This window comes from Kibdelosporangium phytohabitans, assembly GCF_001302585.1.
GTDB lineage: Bacteria > Actinomycetota > Actinomycetes > Mycobacteriales > Pseudonocardiaceae > Kibdelosporangium > Kibdelosporangium phytohabitans.
Map to the genome: position 1 here is coordinate 715,735 of NZ_CP012752.1, position 17,169 is coordinate 732,903.

The following is a 17,169-nucleotide window of genomic DNA, read 5'->3' on the forward strand; positions in this document are numbered from 1 at the left end:
TCACACTGTACCTATGGCGAACCGAACTGACCAGCTCCTGCGGTCCGCGTGGACGGACGAACCGCCTCAGCTGCCGCCGCAAGCCCTGCGTTGGCTCCGGCAGGAGACTGGGCTGACGGACGCCTGGACCCCCACTCGCGGGCTCACCGCACCGCCGTCCGAACTGCCCGACAAGGCCCGCGAGGTGCTCGACGGGATCGTCGGCGCCGACCACGTGCTGACCGACGGCCCGGGCCGGCTCGGCCGGACCGGTGGCCTGTCGTACCTGGACCTGCTCGCCCACAAGGGGATCGGGGAGGTCTCGGTGCCGGACGCGGTCGTGCTGCCCGCGAACCCCGCCGAGGTCGCCGACGTGGTGCGCGCGTGCGCGGAGCTCGGCCTGGACGTCGTCCCGTTCGGCGGCGGAACCTCAGTGGTCGGCGGCGTGAAGGCCGCCAATCGGTCGATCGTGCTGGACCTGGCCAGGCTGGACCAGCTGGTGCTGGTCGACGAGGTGTCCAGGCTCGCCGTGCTGCAAGCCGGAATGCGTGCGCCGGACGCGGAGAAAGCCTTGGCGGAGTATGGGTTCACGCTCGGTCACGTGCCGCAGTCGTTCGAGCGGGCGACGATCGGCGGGTTCGCCGCGACCCGGTCGGCCGGGCAGGCCTCGTCGGGGTACGGCAGGTTCGAGGACATGGTCGAAGGCGTCCGCGTTGCCACGCCCCGCGGCGAGGTGCGGTTCGGCATCGCGCCGGCTTCGGCGGCCGGGCCGGACCTGCGGCACCTGATGATCGGCAGCGAAGGCGCGTTCGGCGTGATCACCGAGGTGACCGTGCGCATCCGGCCGGTGCCCAGGATCCGCCGCTACGAGGGATTCGTGCTCGACGGCTGGGACCAGGCCGCCGAGGCGGTCCGCGCGCTGGCGCAGGACCGCGTGCTCGCCGACGTCACCCGTCTGTCCGATGTGGACGAGACGCGGGTGTCGTTCGCGCTGACCGGTGGACTGAAGGCCCAAGGGCTCGGCGCCTACCTGAAACTGAGGGGCGTGCGGCAGCCGTGCCTGCTGATCCTCGGCTGGGAGGTGCGGGACAAGCGGGAGCTGGCGATGCGCCGGGCCGCGGCGATGAGCAGGTTGCGTGGTGCTGTGCGGCTGGGCCGTGTGCTCGGTGAGGCATGGCGGCATGGGCGGTTCAACGGGCCACGGCAGCGCGACGCGTTGATGAACGCGGGCGTGTGCGTGGAAACCCTGGAAACCGCGACGCATTGGTCCCAGTTGCACGAGCTGTACGACAAAGTCCGGCGAGCGTTGACCGGCTCACTGCAACGCCCGATCATCATGTGCCACATCTCGCACGCGTACGAGACCGGCGCGTCGCTGTACTTCACGGCGATCGCACCGCGCTCGATCGACGACCCGGCCGGACAGTGGCAGCGCGCGAAAACCGCGGCGTGCCAGGCGATCGCCGGGATCGGCACGATCTCGCACCACCACGCCGTCGGTGTCGACCACGCTCCCTACCTGCCCGGCGAGATCGGCGACCTCGGCGTGGAAGTGCTCGCGGCGGTGAAGAACACGCTCGACCCGGCCGGGATCCTCAACCCCGGCAAGCTCATAGCTCCTTAGCCGACTCGTTGGCCGCGTCGGTCGCCTTCGTGCACGAGTCAGGCGCGTTGACGGCCTCGATGCGCGTGGTGAAGTAGGACTGCTCGAGCACCGGCCTGACCATGATCATGACCATGCAGCGGTCCTTCTGGTCGGGCTCCTGGTGGCGCATGCCCTCCATGCCGCTGATCGTGAGCGGTTCGCCGTGCGCGTGCCCGGCCATGTTCTCGATCTCGTGGCTGATCAGCAGGGTGCCGCTGGTCCCGGTCAGCTCGCAGTTGATCAAAGTCGGCCGCTTGGCCTCTTTGAGCGAGCCGATCTGCTTGGTGAACTGGCCGACCGGCTGGCACGGGTCCTTGCCGTGGAACGGCGACGCGCCCGGGTTCTGCGGCGGGGACTTCAGCTGCGCGGAGACGAGCGTGGCCACTTCACGGGACTGCGCACACTGTTTCTCGTAGTCGGTGCCCTCGATGGAGATGGCGATGCCGAGTTCGCCCGCGGTCTTGACGGTCAGCGTGCAGCCGCTGTCCTGGAACGCCGTCAGCCCGGGGATGTCGACCGGTTTGGCGTCCTGCGCGACCCGCTCGCCGACGTACGCCCGCGTCACGAGAGGCGTCCCGTCCGGCCGGGTGATCGTCACGACGCAGTTGTGCGCGCTCGCGCCGGTGAACGTGCGCGCGCTGACCTTCCCCAGTCTCGCGAGCGCGGTCTCGTCGAGAATCGCGCACGAGTCGACGTTGCGGAACGACGCCCATTCGTCCGGTGGCAGCGGCGCGGACGGGCCGGGCTGGGCCACTGGTTCGGCGGAGCACCCCGCGAGCAGGAGCAGGGCGACGATCACGGTATGCGGTCGAACCCTCATACACCGTGATACTACTCACTGGTCCAGACCTATTCGAGCCCTGATTTTCGCCTGCGGCCCGCGCCGAGCCAGATCCAGCCGAGCATGCCGCCGAAAAACAGCGTCCACGCGGGCAAAGTGCGCGCGTCGATACCGCGGTCGCACATCGCCACGTACTCGGCGAGGATCGGCTTCTCCGGGTTGCCGAGACTCGCGGCCAGGCGGGGCGTCTCCACGCCACCGAGGGTGTTGCCGCAGCTCACCTTGACCGTGGCGGTGGTGTCCAGCGTCGAGACGCGCACCGGGACCAGGCCGAGCACCAGTCCGACGACCAGCGCGATGGACGCCAGCGACGCGACGAAGACCCGGGGCGTCAGAGTGATCTTGGCCAGCGGGTCGTCCGCGGCGTCCGGCCCGGCGGCCGGGGAGACGATCTCTGTCGACATGCCGACAGAGTGCCTCCTCGTGGCGGCCTACGGGTAACGAACGGACTTATTTGTAATACGCGCTGCCGTCGATCGAGCCCTTCTGGCAGACCGACCCGAAGTCGAACTTGATGGTGAACGGCTCGGTCTCGTCCGGCGGGATCACCTTCGCACCCATGGACTCGGGTTCGCACGGGCCGGTGGTCGGCTCGGTGCCGCCCGGCACGGCGCCCCAGTGCAGGTTCTTGAAGGCCTTGTGGCCTGGTTCGAGGGTGACCAGCGCCGGGCCGGGGTCGGGCTTGCGGGTCAGCTTGGTCGGCGTGGGGGAGCCGTTGGCGTCGGTCAGCTGCAAACCGCCATAGCCGTACAAAGTGCACGCTTTGGAACTCGTGTTCGTGACGGCCAGCTTGGCGTAGCGGTTGCCCGCAGCCGCGTCACCGCCCTCGATCTCGCCTTTGAGCACGCCGGGGGCACAACGCGCCACCTGGCTGCTGCGCACGACGCTGTCCGGCCGTTCCGCGCTTGTGGACGTGGGCGAACCGCTGGGTGACGAGGGTGATTGGGTCACGGTCACGGTCTGCGGAGGTTGTGCTGTCGTGTTGTCGCTGCCGCCACCACACGCGGCCAGCGTGCCGAGGGCAACCACTGCCGCCCCTGCGACGAGCACCTTGTGTCGGACCATGTGCCACCTCCCGAAACGTCGTTACCAGGTCCTATCAGTTAGGACGGGTACCCGCACGCCGGGTTGCGCCGCCTCACCCCGTCAGGCGAATTTCCACAGGTAGGTCCAGCAAATCGTGCCGTCGGGCAGGTTCGCCCTGATTCGCCGGTATTCGTCACCTTCGTACGAATCCAATGTGGCCAGTGCCGCTTTGGGGCTGCGCAACGGAAGCACCCAGCCGGACACGCGGTCGGAACCGCGCTTGAGGCCCGGGTAGCCGAAGCCGGTGTCGAACACCTCGCCCGCGATGCTCGACGGGTACGGTTCGCCGTCCACCCACGGCTCGACCAGCTCCCACGCGGACTCACCCGGCTTGAGCGTGCCGTAGACGAAAACCCGGGCGGGGAACTCGTCGGGCTCGGGCGCGCCGTCCACCGCGACCACGTCGAGGCCCATCACCGGCGCCGCCGTGCCGACCAGGTCCTGCGCGTCCGCCTGGCTGAGATCCGCGCACCGCACCGGCCGGCCCGACACCAGCAGCGGCCAGCGGATCTCGGCCTTGCCGGTGTACGCGAGCAGGCTGTCCCACACGCCGCCGTCCTCCAGTTCGACGCGGCCGGAGCGCAGCCGGGACAGCTGGTACCGGTCGCCGCGGCCCTCGCAGACGTCCAGCACCGCGACCTGGGCCGGATCGGCCATCCACACGGCATGGGTCTCGGTCACGCCCGGCATCGCGGCCAGCGTCACCGGCCGCTGCGTGTCCACGACGCGCAACCCGGCCGCCCAGACTGCCGACAACCCGGTGCACTGCGCGCGCAGGACGACCACGGGACCCGAGAGGCCCAGGTTCTCGCGTAGCCAGGTGATCTTGCTCGGGTTGGCGTTCGACCCGTAGGTCAGCACCGGCACGCGCTCGGCGAGCGCGGGGGCGTTGTGCTTGGCGAGCCATTCGTCCAGGTCGTCGTCTGGCCGGATGCGGTAGCCCTTGCCGTCGAGGTGCGCGTACGAGAACGGTGGGCGGGTGCCGGGGTAGGGCGCGGCGGGGTACTCGGCGTCGGTGAACGAGCTCACTTCTCGCCCTTGCGCTTGTCGTAGGCGTCCTGTGCCTGCTCGAAGTCCGTCCACCGACCGGCGATCAGGTCGAACAGGGTGTTCACGGCCCGGGCCGCCTGCTCACCGAGCTCGGTGAGGCTGTAGTCCACGTGCGGCGGGATCACCGGGTGCACGAACCGGTCGACGATGCCGTCGCGCTCGAGCGTCTGGAGCGTCTGGGCCAGCATCTTCTCGCTCACGCCGCCGATCGCCCTGCGCAGCTCGCTGAACCGCATCGTCCCCTCGCGCAGCAGCATGATCTGGATCAGCACGCCCCAGCGGCTCGACAGGTGCTCCATCACGGCCCGGGATGGACAGTTGATGTCGAACACGTCGACCGTGGCGCTTTCCATTCAGCCAGTATAGGTCGTGGAGTTAGCATCGACACTTTCCTGAAGGTAAGTACAGTACTTCAAAGTGGGTACTTTCAATTCGTTAGTACCGTTCTTATGGTTAGTGTCATGACTACTCTGTTGACCGGGGCCAACGGCCAGCTCGGAACGTTGATCGCCAAGCACCTCGCCGAGCGCGGCGCGTCCTTCGTGGCGGGTTCCCGCACACCGTCCCAGGGCGGGCGCCAGGTCGACTTCGCCGACCCGGCGGGCCTGGCGCAGGCGTTCGACGGCGTGACCAAGCTGATCCTGATCTCCACGAGCGCCGAGGACCGGCTCACCCAGCACCGCAACGCGGTCGACGCGGCGCAGCGGGCGGGCGTCGGGCACATCATCTACACGAGTGTGACCGAGGCGCCCCAGTCGCCACTCGCGCTCGCGGTCGACCACAAGGGAACCGAAGAGGCGATCCGGGCGACCGGTATCCCCTTCACGTTCCTGCGCAACAACATGTACCACGAGAACTACACCGCCCAGCTCGCACACACCCCGGACACCTTCCTGACCGCCGCGGGATCCGGGTTGCTCGCGTCGGCGTCCCGTGACGACTTCGCGCTGGCTGCCGCGGTCGTGGCGACGACGCCCGGCCACGAGAACGCGGCGTACGAGCTCACCGGCTCGACCGCGTGGACATTCGACGAATTCGCGGCGACCGTGGCGGAAATCGCCGGGAAACCGTTCGCGCACAAGAGCATTCCGGCGGCGGACCTGCGCGCCGGGTACGTGGCGGCGGGGTTGCCCGGGCACGCGGCCGACCTGTACACCGACATCTACGTGCACATCGGCAACGGCGCTCTCGCCGAAGTACGGCCCGACCTGGAGAAGATCATCGGACGGCCGAGCGTCCCGCTCGCCGACGCGGTCCGTGCCGCGGTCGGTCGCTGACCTGTTCTGCCGTCGGCGCCCACCCCGCCGACGGCAGTCGTCAAAGTTGAGCACTCCGTGCTGTCCACAATAGATCCGTGGATCACAACTTTTGGAGTAGTGACTTTTCTTCACGTTTTCCGGCACGATCAGCGACATGGCCAACCTGAGCCGCCGTAGCATCCTGACAGCCACTGGTGCACTGGGTCTGCTCGCCGCCACACCGGCGCAGGCGCGCGACAAAGCGTTGCGGGAAACCACCAAGCGCACGATCAGCCCGGCGGGGACCACACTGGAGACCGTCGGCACCCCGGTCGGCAGTACCGGGTTCCGGCGCCTCGCCGCCGGCCCCGGGTGGCCGCTGGTCGTGCGTGCCGACCTCGTCGAGCCGTCGGGCGGCCGGGACGACCGGCGCACCGCGCTGACGGCCTTCGTGCAGCTCACCGACATGCACGTGATCGACGCGCAGAGCCCGGCGCGGGTGGAGTACCTGCACCCGTTCATCGGCTCCGCACACCGTCCACAAGAGACTCTGGGCACGCAGGGCGCGGCGGCTCTCGTCCGGCGCGTGAACGCGCTGCGGGGCCCGTACACCGGCAACGCGTTCGACTTCGTGCTCAGCACCGGTGACAACACCGACAACCACGAGACCGTCGAACTCGAATGGTTCCTCACCATCCTCAACGGCGGCACCGTCATCCCCAACACGGGTGATCCCGCGCGGTTCGAGGGCGTGCAGAACTCGCGTTCGGCACTGTACTGGAACCCCGGCGACGCCGTGGCCGACATGTACAAGGACAAGGGCTTCCCGCTGATGCCGGAGCTGCTTGCCAACGCCATCAAACCGTTCACCAGCCCCGGCCTCAACCGGCCCTGGTACAGCGTTTTCGGCAACCACGACGACAGCGTGCAGGGCACGTTCCCCAGCGGTGTCCCGCTGATCGACGCCATCTACACCGGATCGCACAAGATCGAAGGCTTCTCGTCGACGGCCGACGCGGAGAAACTCGCCCGCGCCATGAAGACCTCGCCGCTCAAAGCGGTCGAGCTGCTGCTGGGGTTCTCCGGACCGATCCGGACGGTCACCAGGGACGCCCGCCGCAAGCCCTTCACGTCGAAGGAATACGTCGCCGCGCACCGTGACCCGCGCAACACGGGTCCCGGGCCGGTCGGGCACGGCTTCGGCCCCGCCAACGCGGCCGGGCGTGACCTCTACTACACGTTCCAGGTCGCACCGGGCGTCGCGGGCATCGGCATGGACACCACCAACCGGGCCGGTCTCGCGGACGGCTCGATGGGCGACGGCCAGCTCAAGTGGATCGAGCGCACGCTGAAAGCGGGCAGCTCCCGGTACTACGACAGCAAGGGCAACCTGGTCCGCGCGAGTGCCGCGGACACGTTGTTCATCCTGTTCAGCCACCACACCAGCACGTCGATGGGCAACCTGCTGCCCGACCCGACGAACCTGCTCGAGCCACGACGGGACGGCGCCGCGTTGGTTGCGCTGCTCAACCGTTTCCCGAACGTGGTGGCGTGGGTCAACGGCCACAGCCACCGCAACCGGATCACCGCGCACCGCGGTGCCACACCCGAACAGGGCTTCTGGGAAATCAACACGGCGTCACACATCGACTATCCACAACACGCCAGGATCATCGAGTTGACGGACAACGCCGACGGCACGCTCTCGATTTTCACAACCCTCGTCGAGGCCGACGCGCCGTACGAAGCGGCGTACGACGACGCCTCCCAGCCCGGCCTGGCCTCGCTGTACCGGCAGATTTCGCTCAACGACTTGCACATGGACCCGGGTCTGCTGGGCTCGGCCGTCGACCACAACACGGAGCTGGTGCTCACGAAACCGTTCTGATCGCGCACGGGCAGCGCGACTGTGATGGCATAGGGAGGGCGCGAACGCTGGGTGATCGATATGGTCAGGGCGATCGCGCCCCAGGAGGTGACCCCGCTGCCCGCCGACCCCGCCGAGCCGACAACCGGACGATCGCGCAAGCTCAACGCGACCTCGTACGTGGTGCTCGGCATGCTCTCGTTCGGCCCGGCCACGAGCTACCAGCTCAAACAGCGGGTCGGCCGGACCATCGGCAACTTCTGGGCGTTCGCCCACTCCCAGCTCTACGACGAGCCCGCCCGGCTGGCCGCCGCGGGTCTGGTGACCCGGACGACCGAGGAGGGCGGCAGGCGCAAGAGGACATACGAGATCACCGACGAGGGCCGCGAGGCACTGGCCGAGTGGCTCGCGGAACCGACGCTCGAGCAGACCGAGGTCAGGGACACCGGCCTGCTCAAGCTGTTCTTCTGTGTCGGCGCGAGCCCGGAGGACATCCGAAGGCTCGCCGCGCAGCGCTACCAGTCGCACCGCGACCGCGCGGACGGCTACGACCAGCAGCGCGCCGAGATCGAGGAGATGGCCGACCGCTGGCAGCTCAAGACACTCGAGCTGGGGATGCGCTACGAGCGCACAGTGGAGAAGTTCTGGAAGGACCTGATGGAGGAGCTGGACCGCGAGCCGCCCTGACGACATTCCACCCCGGCAGCGGTTTACATGATCTCCGGCAATGATGAAAATGTCTCCCACTCGCTCCGAGGGAGGCGCCATGACCCGCTTAGCCGTGCTAGCCATCGCCACGCTCCTCGCGTTACCCGCCCTGCCCGCGGCAGCCGCGCAACCACAAGCGCCGGTCGACTACCACTCATGGCAGTCCCGTGACTTCTTCTACGCGGGCCACCGCGACGGACTGATCCCGACCTTGCGCGGGCTGCGCATCAGCCGCCCAGCCGGCGTGATCGACCACGCCGAGCCCGGCACGCGCGCCCGCAAGTACGAGTACGGCACGTGGACCTCACCGTTCTACCGCCACGGCTTCGACGCGACCCAGCTCGTGGCGTCGTGGAACGCGACCACGCCGAAGGGGACGTGGCTCAACGTCGAGATGCGCGGCCGGACATCCGCGGGCGCCGAGACGATCTGGTACGGCATGGGCCGCTGGGCCTCGAACGACACGGACATCCGCCGCACGAGCCTGCCCCAGCAGTCCGACGGCAACGGTTACGTCGACGTCGACACGTTCGTCGCGAAGTCCACGCTGCGCGGCTACCAGCTGCGCGTCACGCTGTTGCGCGCGGCGGGCAGCAACGAGTCGCCGACGCTGTCCATGGCCGGGGCGATGACGTCCGCGATCCCCGACCGCTTCACGGTGCCGACGAGTCCGAGCGGGGGCGCGTGGGGCAAGGAGCTGAAGGTCCCGGCGTACTCCCAGAACATCCACGTTGGACAGTACCCGGAATACGGCGGTGGCGGGGAAGCCTGGTGCAGCCCGACGTCGACGCAGATGGTCGTGGAGTACTGGGGCAAGCGTCCGTCCAAAGAAGACCTATCGTGGGTCGATCCGTCCTATGCGGACCCGAGCGTCGACCACGCCGCGCGTTACACGTACGACAAGGACTACGACGGTACGGGGAACTGGCCGTTCAACACCGCCTACGCCGCGACGTACGGCCTGAAGGCACACGTCACGCGGCTGCGTTCGTTGACCGAGCTGGAGCACTACATCAAGCGCGGCATCCCCGTGATCACGTCGCAGTCGTTCCTCTCGACGGAACTGGACGGCGCGGGATACGGCACGTCCGGGCACATCATGGTGGTCATCGGGTTCACCAAGGACGGCGACGTGATCGTCAACGACCCCGCGTCGTCGAGCAACGACCGCGTTCGCAACGTCTACAAGCGTGCGCAGTTCGAGAACATCTGGCAGCGCACAAAGCGTTACCGCGCAGACGGTTCCGTCGCGAGCGGGCCGGGCGGGGTCGCTTACATCATCACGCGGTAGCGTTGTCACGGATCGGTAACGCCGATCAACCTTGGCGTCTCCCGCACGACTCTACTTGTGAGAGTCGGGGATCGAGCAGCCGTTGACCGGCTGTTCGCCTAGAGGGAGAAATCATGAGAATGCGCAGGTTTGCTTATGCTGCCCTGATCGCGACGGGGGCACTCGCGATCGCCGCGCCGATCGCGGGTGCCACGCCGACAGGGGCTCCATCGGGCCAGACGCAGACCGATGAGGGCAAGCTGGACCCGTCGAAGGCCAAGATCTCTGTCAGCCCCGGCAAAGGGGAGCCCGGCGCGAAGATCTCGGTGAGCCTGTACTGCGGCGCGGAGGTCAACGCGTCCGGGATCGATGCCCCGGCGCTGCTGCTGGGCAAGGCCGAAGTCGTCGAAGGCACTGTCTACATGGTGGAGGCGAAGGTGCGGCCCGACGCCAGGCCGGGGAAGTACACCGTTTCCTTCAAGTGCCCGGGCAAAGCCGTGAGTGCTGCCTTCGAGGTTGTCGCGCCGAAGGGGAAAGCGCCACAACAGCCCAAGCAGCAAGTCAAGGTGAAGCCGAAGGGCGCCGCGCAGACCGGCGGCGGGGCAACCGCTTCCTGATATCGCCAAATTGCTCGATATCCGGCAGTAGCCGGGTTTGCCTTTGTCCCAAGGCGTTCGTGTTCCACACTGGTCTGGAATGGTCGTCGCGTCCGGTGCTGCCCTGACGACGGACCGAAGTGGACTGGCGCGACCGGCGGGCTCCTGGGGGTGGGAGCCCGCCTTTCGTGCTGTCGGCTGCCGAAGTGGGCCCCTTCGGCCGCTACGCGGTTACTGCAGATGCGTGACGTCGAGCTTTCCTTCGGCGTAAGCGGCCCTGAGCCGCTTCTTGTCGAACTTGCCGACGCTCGTCTTCGGCACTTCCTCGATGTACGTGTAGTTCTCCGGCAACTGCCAGCGCGCGACCCGGTCCTCGAGGAACTCGCGCAGCTCCTGCGGCTGCACGTTCTCCCCTTCCCGCAACACGATCGCGACGAGCGGGCGCTCGTCCCACTTCAGGTCCGGGATGCCGACGACAGCCGCCTCGGCCACCGCCGGGTGCGCCATCACCTGGTTCTCCAGCTCCACCGAGGAGATCCACTCGCCACCGGACTTGATCACGTCCTTGGACCGGTCGGTCAGCTTCAGGTATCCGTCCGGCGTGAACGCGCCGACGTCGCCGGTGCGCAGCCAGCCGTCACGGAACTTCTCCGCGCCGTCCCCGTCTTCCTCCTGGCGGTAGTACGCCCCGGTGATCCACGGGCCCTTGACTTCCAGTTCGCCGACGCTCTCGCCGTCCCACGGCACCTCGTCGCCGTTGTCGTCGATGAGCCGGGCGCTCACCGCGGCGGGCGGGCGGCCCTGCGTGTAGCGGTAGGGCCACTCGTCGTCACCGGTGACACCGGCGGGCGGCATGGCGATGCTGCCCAGCGGTGACGTCTCGGTCATGCCCCACGCTTGTGTGATGCGCACGCCGTAGCGCTCGTAGAACGCGTGCATCAACGCGGGCGGGCACGCCGAGCCACCGACAATGGTGTTACGCAACGACGACACGTCGCCGGAGGTGGCGTCCAGGTGCGCCAGCAGGCCCTGCCAGATCGTCGGGACCGCCGCGGCGAACGTCGGCTGCTCGGCGGTGATCATCGCGGCGAGCGGCTCCGGCTGCAGGAACCGGTCCGGCATCAACATCGACCCGCCGACCAGCATCGACGCGTACGGCAGGCCCCACGACATCGCGTGGAACATCGGCACGATCAGCAGCGACTTGTCCGTGCCGTCCAGTCCCATGCTGTCGGACATGCAGATCTGCATCGAGTGCAGGTAGATCGAGCGGTGCGAGTAGACGACACCCTTCGGGTTGCCGGTCGTGCCGGAGGTGTAGCACATCGCGGCGGCCTGGCGTTCGTCCACTTCCGGCCAGTCGAACTCCTCCGGCCGCCCGGACAGCAGCTCGTCGTACGAGTGCACCTCGATGCCGTCAGGCACCTCCAGGGCCTCCACCGGGCCGTTCACGACCACGACGTGCTTGACCGTGGTGAACGTGGGCAGCACGCGGGCGAACAGAGGGGCGAGCGACGCGTCGACGAGCACCACGTGGTCGGCCGCGTGGTTGGTGATGTAGGTCAGCTGCTCGGGGAACAGCCGCAGGTTGAGGGTGTGCAGAACCGCTCCCATGGAGGGCACGGCGAGGTACGCCTGGAGGTGCTCGGCGTTGTTCCACATGAAGGTGCCGACGCGCTGGTCGCCGGTGACGCCGAGATCGCGCAGCGCGTGTGCGAGCTGAGCGGCGCGGCGCCCGGTCTGCCCGTACTGCTCGCGCCTGGCCTCCGTACCGGTCCAGGTGAGGACCTCACTCGACGAGTACATGCCAGTGCCGTGGCGGACCAACCGCCCGATCGTGAGAGGGGTGTCCTGCATGGTGCTCAACATGGGCTCTCCCGCTGTGTCCTGCGTCACCGCATCGTGCGCCTTACTGCACAGTAGATGGTCCTTGCCCCCGAGCGGTGAGGCTCCTGTCACGGTCACGGGTTGCGACTCCGGCCGGTGTGCGGTAGCCGTCGAAATCCCCAAACATCCCCAGGAAGAGGCCAAAAAATCTGGCCGAAACGCACCGTGTGCACGGTCCGCATAGCCGCTTGCGGATGAGGCGGAAAACCGCCCTTGAGGGTGAATTACTGAGGGTTGTGCCTGGTCGGGGTGGGGTTCTTCGGCGGAAAGTCCCGCGTGTCGGGGGTATGTTCCGCAGGTAGGTGTCGTTTACTGGTCGCGTCGTGAGGCGTGATCGGGCCCGAAAAAGGGCGGTGGAAATCGCGCCGGCGACACCAGACCTCGACATAGGAAGGAACAGCACGTTGGCTCTGCCTACGTTGACTCCCGAGCAGCGCGCTGAGGCGTTGGCCAAGGCAGCCGAGGCACGCAAGGCGCGCTCCGAGCTGCTTGCCTCGATCAAGGCCGGCAAGACCACCATCGACAAGGTGCTCGCCAAGGCCAAGGAAGACAAGACCATCGGAAAGACCAAGGTCAAGCAGCTGCTCATGGCCGTTCCGGGTCTCGGTACCGTGAAGGTCAACAACATCCTCGAGAAGGCGGGTATTGACGAGACGCGCCGGGCAGCCGGGCTCGGCGACCGTCAGCGCAGCGCCCTCATCGACGCGTTGAAGTGACCCGGTCACCCCACTGACCTGGGGCTGACGAAGTGTGCTGAAGGTGGTCCTCGCATGACGAGGGCCACCTTCAGCAGTTTCAGGGCCGGTCGGCGGGCACGATGGGTGTGGGCGGGCACGACGAGAGGTGTGGACGTGGAGCTGACCGACCAGTACCGACCGGGAGCCTTCCTCTTCGCCACCCCCGAGCGCGCGCTGCTGGCCGACCAGCCGAGGCACGTGCTCTCCGAGAAGGACTCGGACGCGCTGTCCGTGCAGGTCAGCGATGCTCTGGCGGAATATGGCGGGATCGCCGTCGGCGCGTTGCCCTACGACAACACCGGTGAGGCGCACGTCCTGCTGCCCACCTCGGTGACCTGGTCGGGCCCGATCCGGCCGGGCACGCACCAGGCCGCGCTGCCGCCAGGCCACCAGGTGACGCCCGAACCACTGCCGCAGGAGTACGAGCGGCAGGTCGCCAAGGCGCTGACCTTGCTCGAAACGGGCGAACTGGGCAAGGTCGTGCTGGCCCGGACACTCCGGATCGACCTCGACGGGCCGGTCGACATGCGGCGCGTGCTGGCCAGTCTGGCCGCGATGAACACGCACGGTTACACCGTCGCTACCCCGCTACCCACCCCTGGAGTGACCCTCGTCAGCGCCAGCCCGGAACTTCTCGTCCGCCGAACCGGAACGGAATTCGTGTCCCGGCCGCTGGCCGGGTCGCAGCCGCGCGGCAAGGACCCGGTCGAGGACCGCGCCAACGCACAGCGCCTGCTGGCGTCCCGCAAGGACCACGACGAGCACCGCTGGGTGGTCGAAGCGGAAGTGGAAGCCCTGCGGCCGTTCTGCCGGCGACTGGACGTGCCGCGCACGCCGTCCCTGCTGAGCACGCCGAGCGTGTGGCACCTGGCCACGAAGATCACCGGCGAACTGGCCGACCCGGCCGTGACGGCGTTGACGCTGGCAGCGGCGCTGCACCCGACCCCGGCGGTGTGCGGATCGCCGACGAGCGCGGCCCGTGGCGCCATCGCCCAGCTCGAATCCTTCGACCGCGGCTTCTACACCGGCGCGGTCGGCTGGGTCGACGCCGCCGGGGACGGCGAATGGGCGGTCGCGATCAGGTCGGCGGACGTCACCGACCGTTCGCTGCGGCTGTACGCGGGTGCGGGGATCGTCGACGGATCGGTACCGGGGCTGGAACTCGCCGAGACGTCCGCGAAGTTCCAGACCTTGTTGCGCGGCATGGGACTTGATCTCACGCTGTAACTTGGGCGCATGCATCCGTATGTCGTGGCCGACGTCTTCACCGACCGGCCGCTGAAGGGCAACCCCGTCGCCGTGTTCACCGCGGGCCAGGACGTGCCGGCCGAGCACATGCAGGCGATCGCACGGGAGACCAACCTCTCCGAGACGGTGTTCGTGCTGCCTGCGACCGAAGGCGGCGACGCCAAGGTCAGGATCTTCACCCCAGCGATCGAACTTCCCTTCGCCGGGCACCCGATCCTCGGCACCGCGTACGTCCTCGGCCAGACCCTGCCGGGCGACGTGATCAGCCTCGAGACAGGCAAGGGGATCGTGCCGGTCGCGCTGACCCGCGACGCGGACGGGCGGATCACGTCCGGCCGGATGACCCAGCCGGTGCCGACGTGGGAGGAGTTCGCGGACGCGAGCGAACTGCTGGCGGCACTGGGTGTGCGGTACTCCGTGCTGCCGGTCGACGTCTACACCAACGGCCCGCGGCACCTGTACGTCATGCTCGACACCATGGACGCCGTGGCGGCGCTCCGCCCGGACCAGTCGGTGCTGTCCCAGCTGCCGGGAATCGGCGTGAGTTGCTTCGCCGGATCGGGACTGCGGTGGAAGACCAGGATGTTCGGGCCGTCGCTCGGTGTGGCCGAGGACCCGGCGACGGGTTCCGCCGCCGGCCCGCTCGCGGTGCACCTCGCCCGCTACGGCCGGATCCCGTTCGGCGAGGACATCGAAATCAGCCAGGGCGTGGAACTGCACCGCCCGTCGACGATCCTCGCCAGGGTGCAGGGCGAGGGCGACCGCATCGACAAGGTCGAGGTGGCCGGCTCCGCCGTGATCGTGGCCAGGGCGACGCTCGAGCTCTGAAAGCTCCACAGTGGACTTGCGGTGCGACGGGATGGCGTTGCACCGCAAGCAGGACCGGGATTACAGGCGGACGACGGTGAGGTTGTAGTTGACCTCGCTGGTGAAGCTGCCGCTGCTGCCGCGCAGGGTCAGCGTGTGCTGGCCGGGCGACAACGGTCCGGCGCGGAACCACAGGCCGCAACTGAAGCCCTCCTTGCTGCCCTGTTCCGTCTCGTAGGTGATCTTGGTCGGCTCCATCTTCTCCAACTGGACCGGTTTGCCGTCCAGCGTCGCCTCGCCCTTGGCGGCGGCGAGGAACGTGGTGCAGCCGCTCTGGTCCTTGGTCACCTGAGCCGCGGCGGGACCCGCGATCGGCAGCGCGGCCGGGACCTGGCAGTGCCGGTCGGCCGTTCCGCTCGACGTGCTCGCGAGCAGCCAGACACCGAACGGCTGGCTGTCACCGCAGTACTGGCCGGTGGTGTCCTCGACCGGGCTCTGGCCCGGTTCGGCCGAACTCGTCCAGCTCCACCACAGGCTCTGCAACCGTTGTGGTGTCAACGGTTCCGTTTTCACCTGTTCGGCGGGGGCCTGCTCGGCCGGCGCCGACGGCGCCGGGGCCGGTGCGGGCGTGCCGGAACAAGCGGCCAGAAGCAGTGCGGAGCCGATCAGCAGGGGGCCGATCAACACAGGGCGTCGGATCACCGGCGAATCGTATCGGGCCCGACGCAGCCGCTGAGCCGGCGTAGCCCTTCGTCGATATCGGACAGTTCGACCGCGCCGTACCCGATCACCAGTCCCGGTCGCCCGGTCGGCCGGATCCTGAAGGGGGACAAGGCGTACACGCCGACACCAGCGGCCCGTGCACGCTGGTACACCGCCATGTCGTCGGACGATTCAGGCAGATAGGCGCACAGGTGCAGCCCGGCCGCGACCGGCAGCGGGTCGAGCACGCCCGCGAAGTCGCGCCGCAACACCGTGAGTATTCGGTCATGCCTGGCTTTGTACTCCTTTCGGGTACGCCGGATGTGCCTGGCCAGCAGTCCTTCGTCGATGAAGTCGGCCAGCGCGGCCTGCATCGGCTTGTTGGAGTGCCAGTCGGTGACGTACTTGGCCGCGCGCAGCGCGGCCCGCAGACCGCTCGGCGCGATCAGGAAACCGAGCCGCAGGCTCGGCAGCAGCACTTTGGACAGTGAGCCGACGTAGACCACGTGCCCGGCGCGGTCGAGGTTCTGCAACGGCTCGATCGGGTGACCGCCGTAGCGGAACTCGCTGTCGTAGTCGTCCTCGACGATGACAGCGCCGGTCCGCTCGGCCCATTCGAGCAACGCGGCCCGGCGAGCCAGCGACATCGGCACACCCAACGGGAACTGGTGCGACGGCGTCACGTACACGATGCGCGCGGCAGGCGGGATCTCGTCGACGACGATGCCCTCGTCGTCGACCGGGACACCGACAACCTCGGCGCCGTGCGACCGGAACAGGTGCAGCGGCCCGAAGTAGCCAGGATCCTCCACGGCCACAACAGTTCCCGGATCCACGAGAACCCGGCACACCAGATCGAGCGCCTGCTGAGCGCCATTGGTGACGAGTACGTCGTCAGGAGTCGCGCGTACCGCCCGCGAGACGCCGACGTGCCTCGCGAGCGCAGCGGTCAGCTGCGGGTGCGCTGCGGCGGCGTCGTGCCCAAGCGAACCCACGGCAACCGGGGTGAACTGCTTGGCCAACAAGCGCCGCCACGCGGCGTATGGGAAGAGCTTCCCGTCGGGGATGCCGGCCCGGAAGTCGTACCGGATCGGCAACGGGTTGGGGACGGGCACCCGCACGTCGTCCCACACAGCCTTGGGCCGCGGCCCGAGGCCGCCTGCGGTCTTCGGCTGCTGGGAGAAGCCCGTGGCCTGCACGAACGTGCCCGCGCCGGTCCGGGCGGTGACGAACCCCTCGGCGGTGAGCCGGTCGTAGGCGGCGCTGACGGTGTTGCGGGAGACCGCGAGCCGGGCGGCGAGCTCCCTCGTCGGCGGCAGGGCGTCGGGCGGGCGGAGCCTGCCGTCCATGATGGCGGCCTTGATCTGCTGGTAGATCTGGCCGGTCTTGTCGGCGCGGCCGATCAGGCTGACATGGAACTCCACAGGGACACGATAGCCGGATTGGCCCAGTCGAACTTCAAGATTTTGGCCCTTCCGAGGTGCCGCTGGTGGTTCGTAGGGTCGAGG

General features: G+C 68.4%; 17 protein-coding genes. 9 read left to right on the forward strand and 8 right to left on the reverse strand.

Features of this window, described 5'->3' with window-relative positions; translation table 11 throughout:
- Nucleotides 1–13 precede the first annotated feature (13 nt).
- A complete protein-coding gene (locus tag AOZ06_RS03430) occupies nucleotides 14–1,603 on the forward strand; it encodes an FAD-binding oxidoreductase (protein WP_054288070.1) in 1,590 nt (529 codons plus the stop codon).
- Here the strand turns inward: AOZ06_RS03430 and AOZ06_RS03435 are convergent.
- The 5 genes from AOZ06_RS03435 to AOZ06_RS03455 form a co-directional block, all read right to left on the reverse strand.
- Complete coding sequence (locus tag AOZ06_RS03435) at nucleotides 1,590–2,444, reverse strand: DUF3558 domain-containing protein (RefSeq protein WP_157232777.1); 855 nt, start codon at nucleotides 2,442–2,444, stop codon at nucleotides 1,590–1,592. The genes AOZ06_RS03430 and AOZ06_RS03435 overlap by 14 nt on opposite strands.
- A gap of 29 nt (nucleotides 2,445–2,473) precedes the next feature.
- Complete coding sequence (locus tag AOZ06_RS03440; RefSeq protein WP_054288072.1) at nucleotides 2,474–2,869, reverse strand: hypothetical protein; 396 nt, start codon at nucleotides 2,867–2,869, stop codon at nucleotides 2,474–2,476.
- Between the two features lie 46 nt (nucleotides 2,870–2,915).
- Nucleotides 2,916–3,530, reverse strand: coding sequence for a DUF4232 domain-containing protein (locus AOZ06_RS03445; protein ID WP_054288073.1), 615 nt, complete (start codon nucleotides 3,528–3,530; stop codon nucleotides 2,916–2,918).
- An 81-nt stretch (nucleotides 3,531–3,611) separates the two neighbouring features.
- Nucleotides 3,612–4,580 carry a gamma-glutamylcyclotransferase family protein gene (locus AOZ06_RS03450; protein WP_054288074.1) on the reverse strand — a complete coding sequence of 323 codons (969 nt, stop codon included), beginning with the start codon at nucleotides 4,578–4,580 and terminating at the stop codon, nucleotides 3,612–3,614.
- On the reverse strand, nucleotides 4,577–4,954 hold the full coding sequence (locus AOZ06_RS03455) for a winged helix-turn-helix transcriptional regulator (protein ID WP_054288075.1): 378 nt from the start codon (nucleotides 4,952–4,954) through the stop codon (nucleotides 4,577–4,579). The genes AOZ06_RS03450 and AOZ06_RS03455 overlap by 4 nt, the downstream gene beginning before the upstream one ends.
- A 108-nt stretch (nucleotides 4,955–5,062) precedes the next feature.
- On the opposite strand from AOZ06_RS03455, the gene AOZ06_RS03460 reads away from it, so the two are divergent.
- The 5 genes from AOZ06_RS03460 to AOZ06_RS03480 all read left to right on the forward strand — a co-directional run bounded on the left by AOZ06_RS03460 (nucleotide 5,063) and on the right by AOZ06_RS03480 (nucleotide 10,301).
- Nucleotides 5,063–5,878, forward strand: coding sequence for an NAD(P)H-binding protein (locus AOZ06_RS03460; RefSeq protein ID WP_054288076.1), 816 nt, complete (start codon nucleotides 5,063–5,065; stop codon nucleotides 5,876–5,878).
- A 136-nt stretch (nucleotides 5,879–6,014) separates the two neighbouring features.
- Nucleotides 6,015–7,727: a TIGR03767 family metallophosphoesterase gene (locus tag AOZ06_RS03465; RefSeq protein WP_054288077.1), complete on the forward strand. Its 1,713-nt coding sequence runs from the start codon at nucleotides 6,015–6,017 to the stop codon at nucleotides 7,725–7,727.
- A gap of 60 nt (nucleotides 7,728–7,787) precedes the next feature.
- Entirely contained in the window at nucleotides 7,788–8,393 is a 606-nt protein-coding gene (locus AOZ06_RS03470) for a PadR family transcriptional regulator (protein WP_054288078.1), read from the forward strand.
- A 79-nt stretch (nucleotides 8,394–8,472) separates the two neighbouring features.
- Nucleotides 8,473–9,705: a C39 family peptidase gene (locus AOZ06_RS03475; protein ID WP_054288079.1), complete on the forward strand. Its 1,233-nt coding sequence runs from the start codon at nucleotides 8,473–8,475 to the stop codon at nucleotides 9,703–9,705.
- A 113-nt stretch (nucleotides 9,706–9,818) separates the two neighbouring features.
- Nucleotides 9,819–10,301: a hypothetical protein gene (locus tag AOZ06_RS03480; protein WP_157232779.1), complete on the forward strand. Its 483-nt coding sequence runs from the start codon at nucleotides 9,819–9,821 to the stop codon at nucleotides 10,299–10,301.
- A 210-nt stretch (nucleotides 10,302–10,511) separates the two neighbouring features.
- Here AOZ06_RS03480 and AOZ06_RS03485 read toward each other — a convergent pair whose 3' ends face one another.
- Entirely contained in the window at nucleotides 10,512–12,149 is a 1,638-nt protein-coding gene (locus tag AOZ06_RS03485) for a long-chain fatty acid--CoA ligase (protein ID WP_054288081.1), read from the reverse strand.
- Nucleotides 12,150–12,571: 422 nt separating this feature from the next.
- Here AOZ06_RS03485 and mihF point away from each other — a divergent pair, with 422 nt between their 5' ends.
- The 3 genes from mihF to AOZ06_RS03500 are packed head-to-tail and all read left to right on the forward strand — an operon-like array spanning nucleotide 12,572 to nucleotide 14,980.
- Entirely contained in the window at nucleotides 12,572–12,883 is a 312-nt protein-coding gene (gene mihF, locus AOZ06_RS03490; RefSeq protein ID WP_054296397.1) for an integration host factor, actinobacterial type, read from the forward strand.
- Nucleotides 12,884–12,937: 54 nt separating this feature from the next.
- Nucleotides 12,938–14,131, forward strand: a complete 1,194-nt coding sequence (locus tag AOZ06_RS03495; protein ID WP_083471480.1) for an isochorismate synthase — start codon at nucleotides 12,938–12,940, stop codon at nucleotides 14,129–14,131.
- A 9-nt stretch (nucleotides 14,132–14,140) separates the two neighbouring features.
- A complete protein-coding gene (locus AOZ06_RS03500) occupies nucleotides 14,141–14,980 on the forward strand; it encodes a PhzF family phenazine biosynthesis protein (RefSeq protein WP_054288083.1) in 840 nt (279 codons plus the stop codon).
- A 60-nt stretch (nucleotides 14,981–15,040) separates the two neighbouring features.
- On the opposite strand, the gene AOZ06_RS03505 is transcribed toward AOZ06_RS03500, so the two are convergent.
- Complete coding sequence (locus tag AOZ06_RS03505; protein WP_157232780.1) at nucleotides 15,041–15,661, reverse strand: signal protein; 621 nt, start codon at nucleotides 15,659–15,661, stop codon at nucleotides 15,041–15,043.
- On the reverse strand, nucleotides 15,658–17,085 hold the full coding sequence (gene pdxR / locus AOZ06_RS03510; RefSeq protein ID WP_054288085.1) for a MocR-like pyridoxine biosynthesis transcription factor PdxR: 1,428 nt from the start codon (nucleotides 17,083–17,085) through the stop codon (nucleotides 15,658–15,660). The genes AOZ06_RS03505 and pdxR overlap by 4 nt, the downstream gene beginning before the upstream one ends.
- Nucleotides 17,086–17,169 lie beyond the last annotated feature (84 nt).

Bases quoted from the DNA above. Each gene is read 5' to 3' on its own strand.
- AOZ06_RS03430 (WP_054288070.1), top strand. From the start codon at position 14: ATGGCGAACCGAACTGACCAGCTCCTGCGGTCCGCGTGGACGGACGAA.
- AOZ06_RS03435 (WP_157232777.1), bottom strand. From the start codon at position 2,444: ATGAGGGTTCGACCGCATACCGTGATCGTCGCCCTGCTCCTGCTCGCG.
- AOZ06_RS03440 (WP_054288072.1), bottom strand. From the start codon at position 2,869: ATGTCGACAGAGATCGTCTCCCCGGCCGCCGGGCCGGACGCCGCGGAC.
- AOZ06_RS03445 (WP_054288073.1), bottom strand. From the start codon at position 3,530: ATGGTCCGACACAAGGTGCTCGTCGCAGGGGCGGCAGTGGTTGCCCTC.
- AOZ06_RS03455 (WP_054288075.1), bottom strand. From the start codon at position 4,954: ATGGAAAGCGCCACGGTCGACGTGTTCGACATCAACTGTCCATCCCGG.
- AOZ06_RS03460 (WP_054288076.1), top strand. From the start codon at position 5,063: ATGACTACTCTGTTGACCGGGGCCAACGGCCAGCTCGGAACGTTGATC.
- AOZ06_RS03465 (WP_054288077.1), top strand. From the start codon at position 6,015: ATGGCCAACCTGAGCCGCCGTAGCATCCTGACAGCCACTGGTGCACTG.
- AOZ06_RS03470 (WP_054288078.1), top strand. From the start codon at position 7,788: ATGGTCAGGGCGATCGCGCCCCAGGAGGTGACCCCGCTGCCCGCCGAC.
- AOZ06_RS03475 (WP_054288079.1), top strand. From the start codon at position 8,473: ATGACCCGCTTAGCCGTGCTAGCCATCGCCACGCTCCTCGCGTTACCC.
- AOZ06_RS03480 (WP_157232779.1), top strand. From the start codon at position 9,819: ATGAGAATGCGCAGGTTTGCTTATGCTGCCCTGATCGCGACGGGGGCA.
- AOZ06_RS03485 (WP_054288081.1), bottom strand. From the start codon at position 12,149: ATGTTGAGCACCATGCAGGACACCCCTCTCACGATCGGGCGGTTGGTC.
- AOZ06_RS03495 (WP_083471480.1), top strand. From the start codon at position 12,938: ATGACGAGGGCCACCTTCAGCAGTTTCAGGGCCGGTCGGCGGGCACGA.
- AOZ06_RS03500 (WP_054288083.1), top strand. From the start codon at position 14,141: ATGCATCCGTATGTCGTGGCCGACGTCTTCACCGACCGGCCGCTGAAG.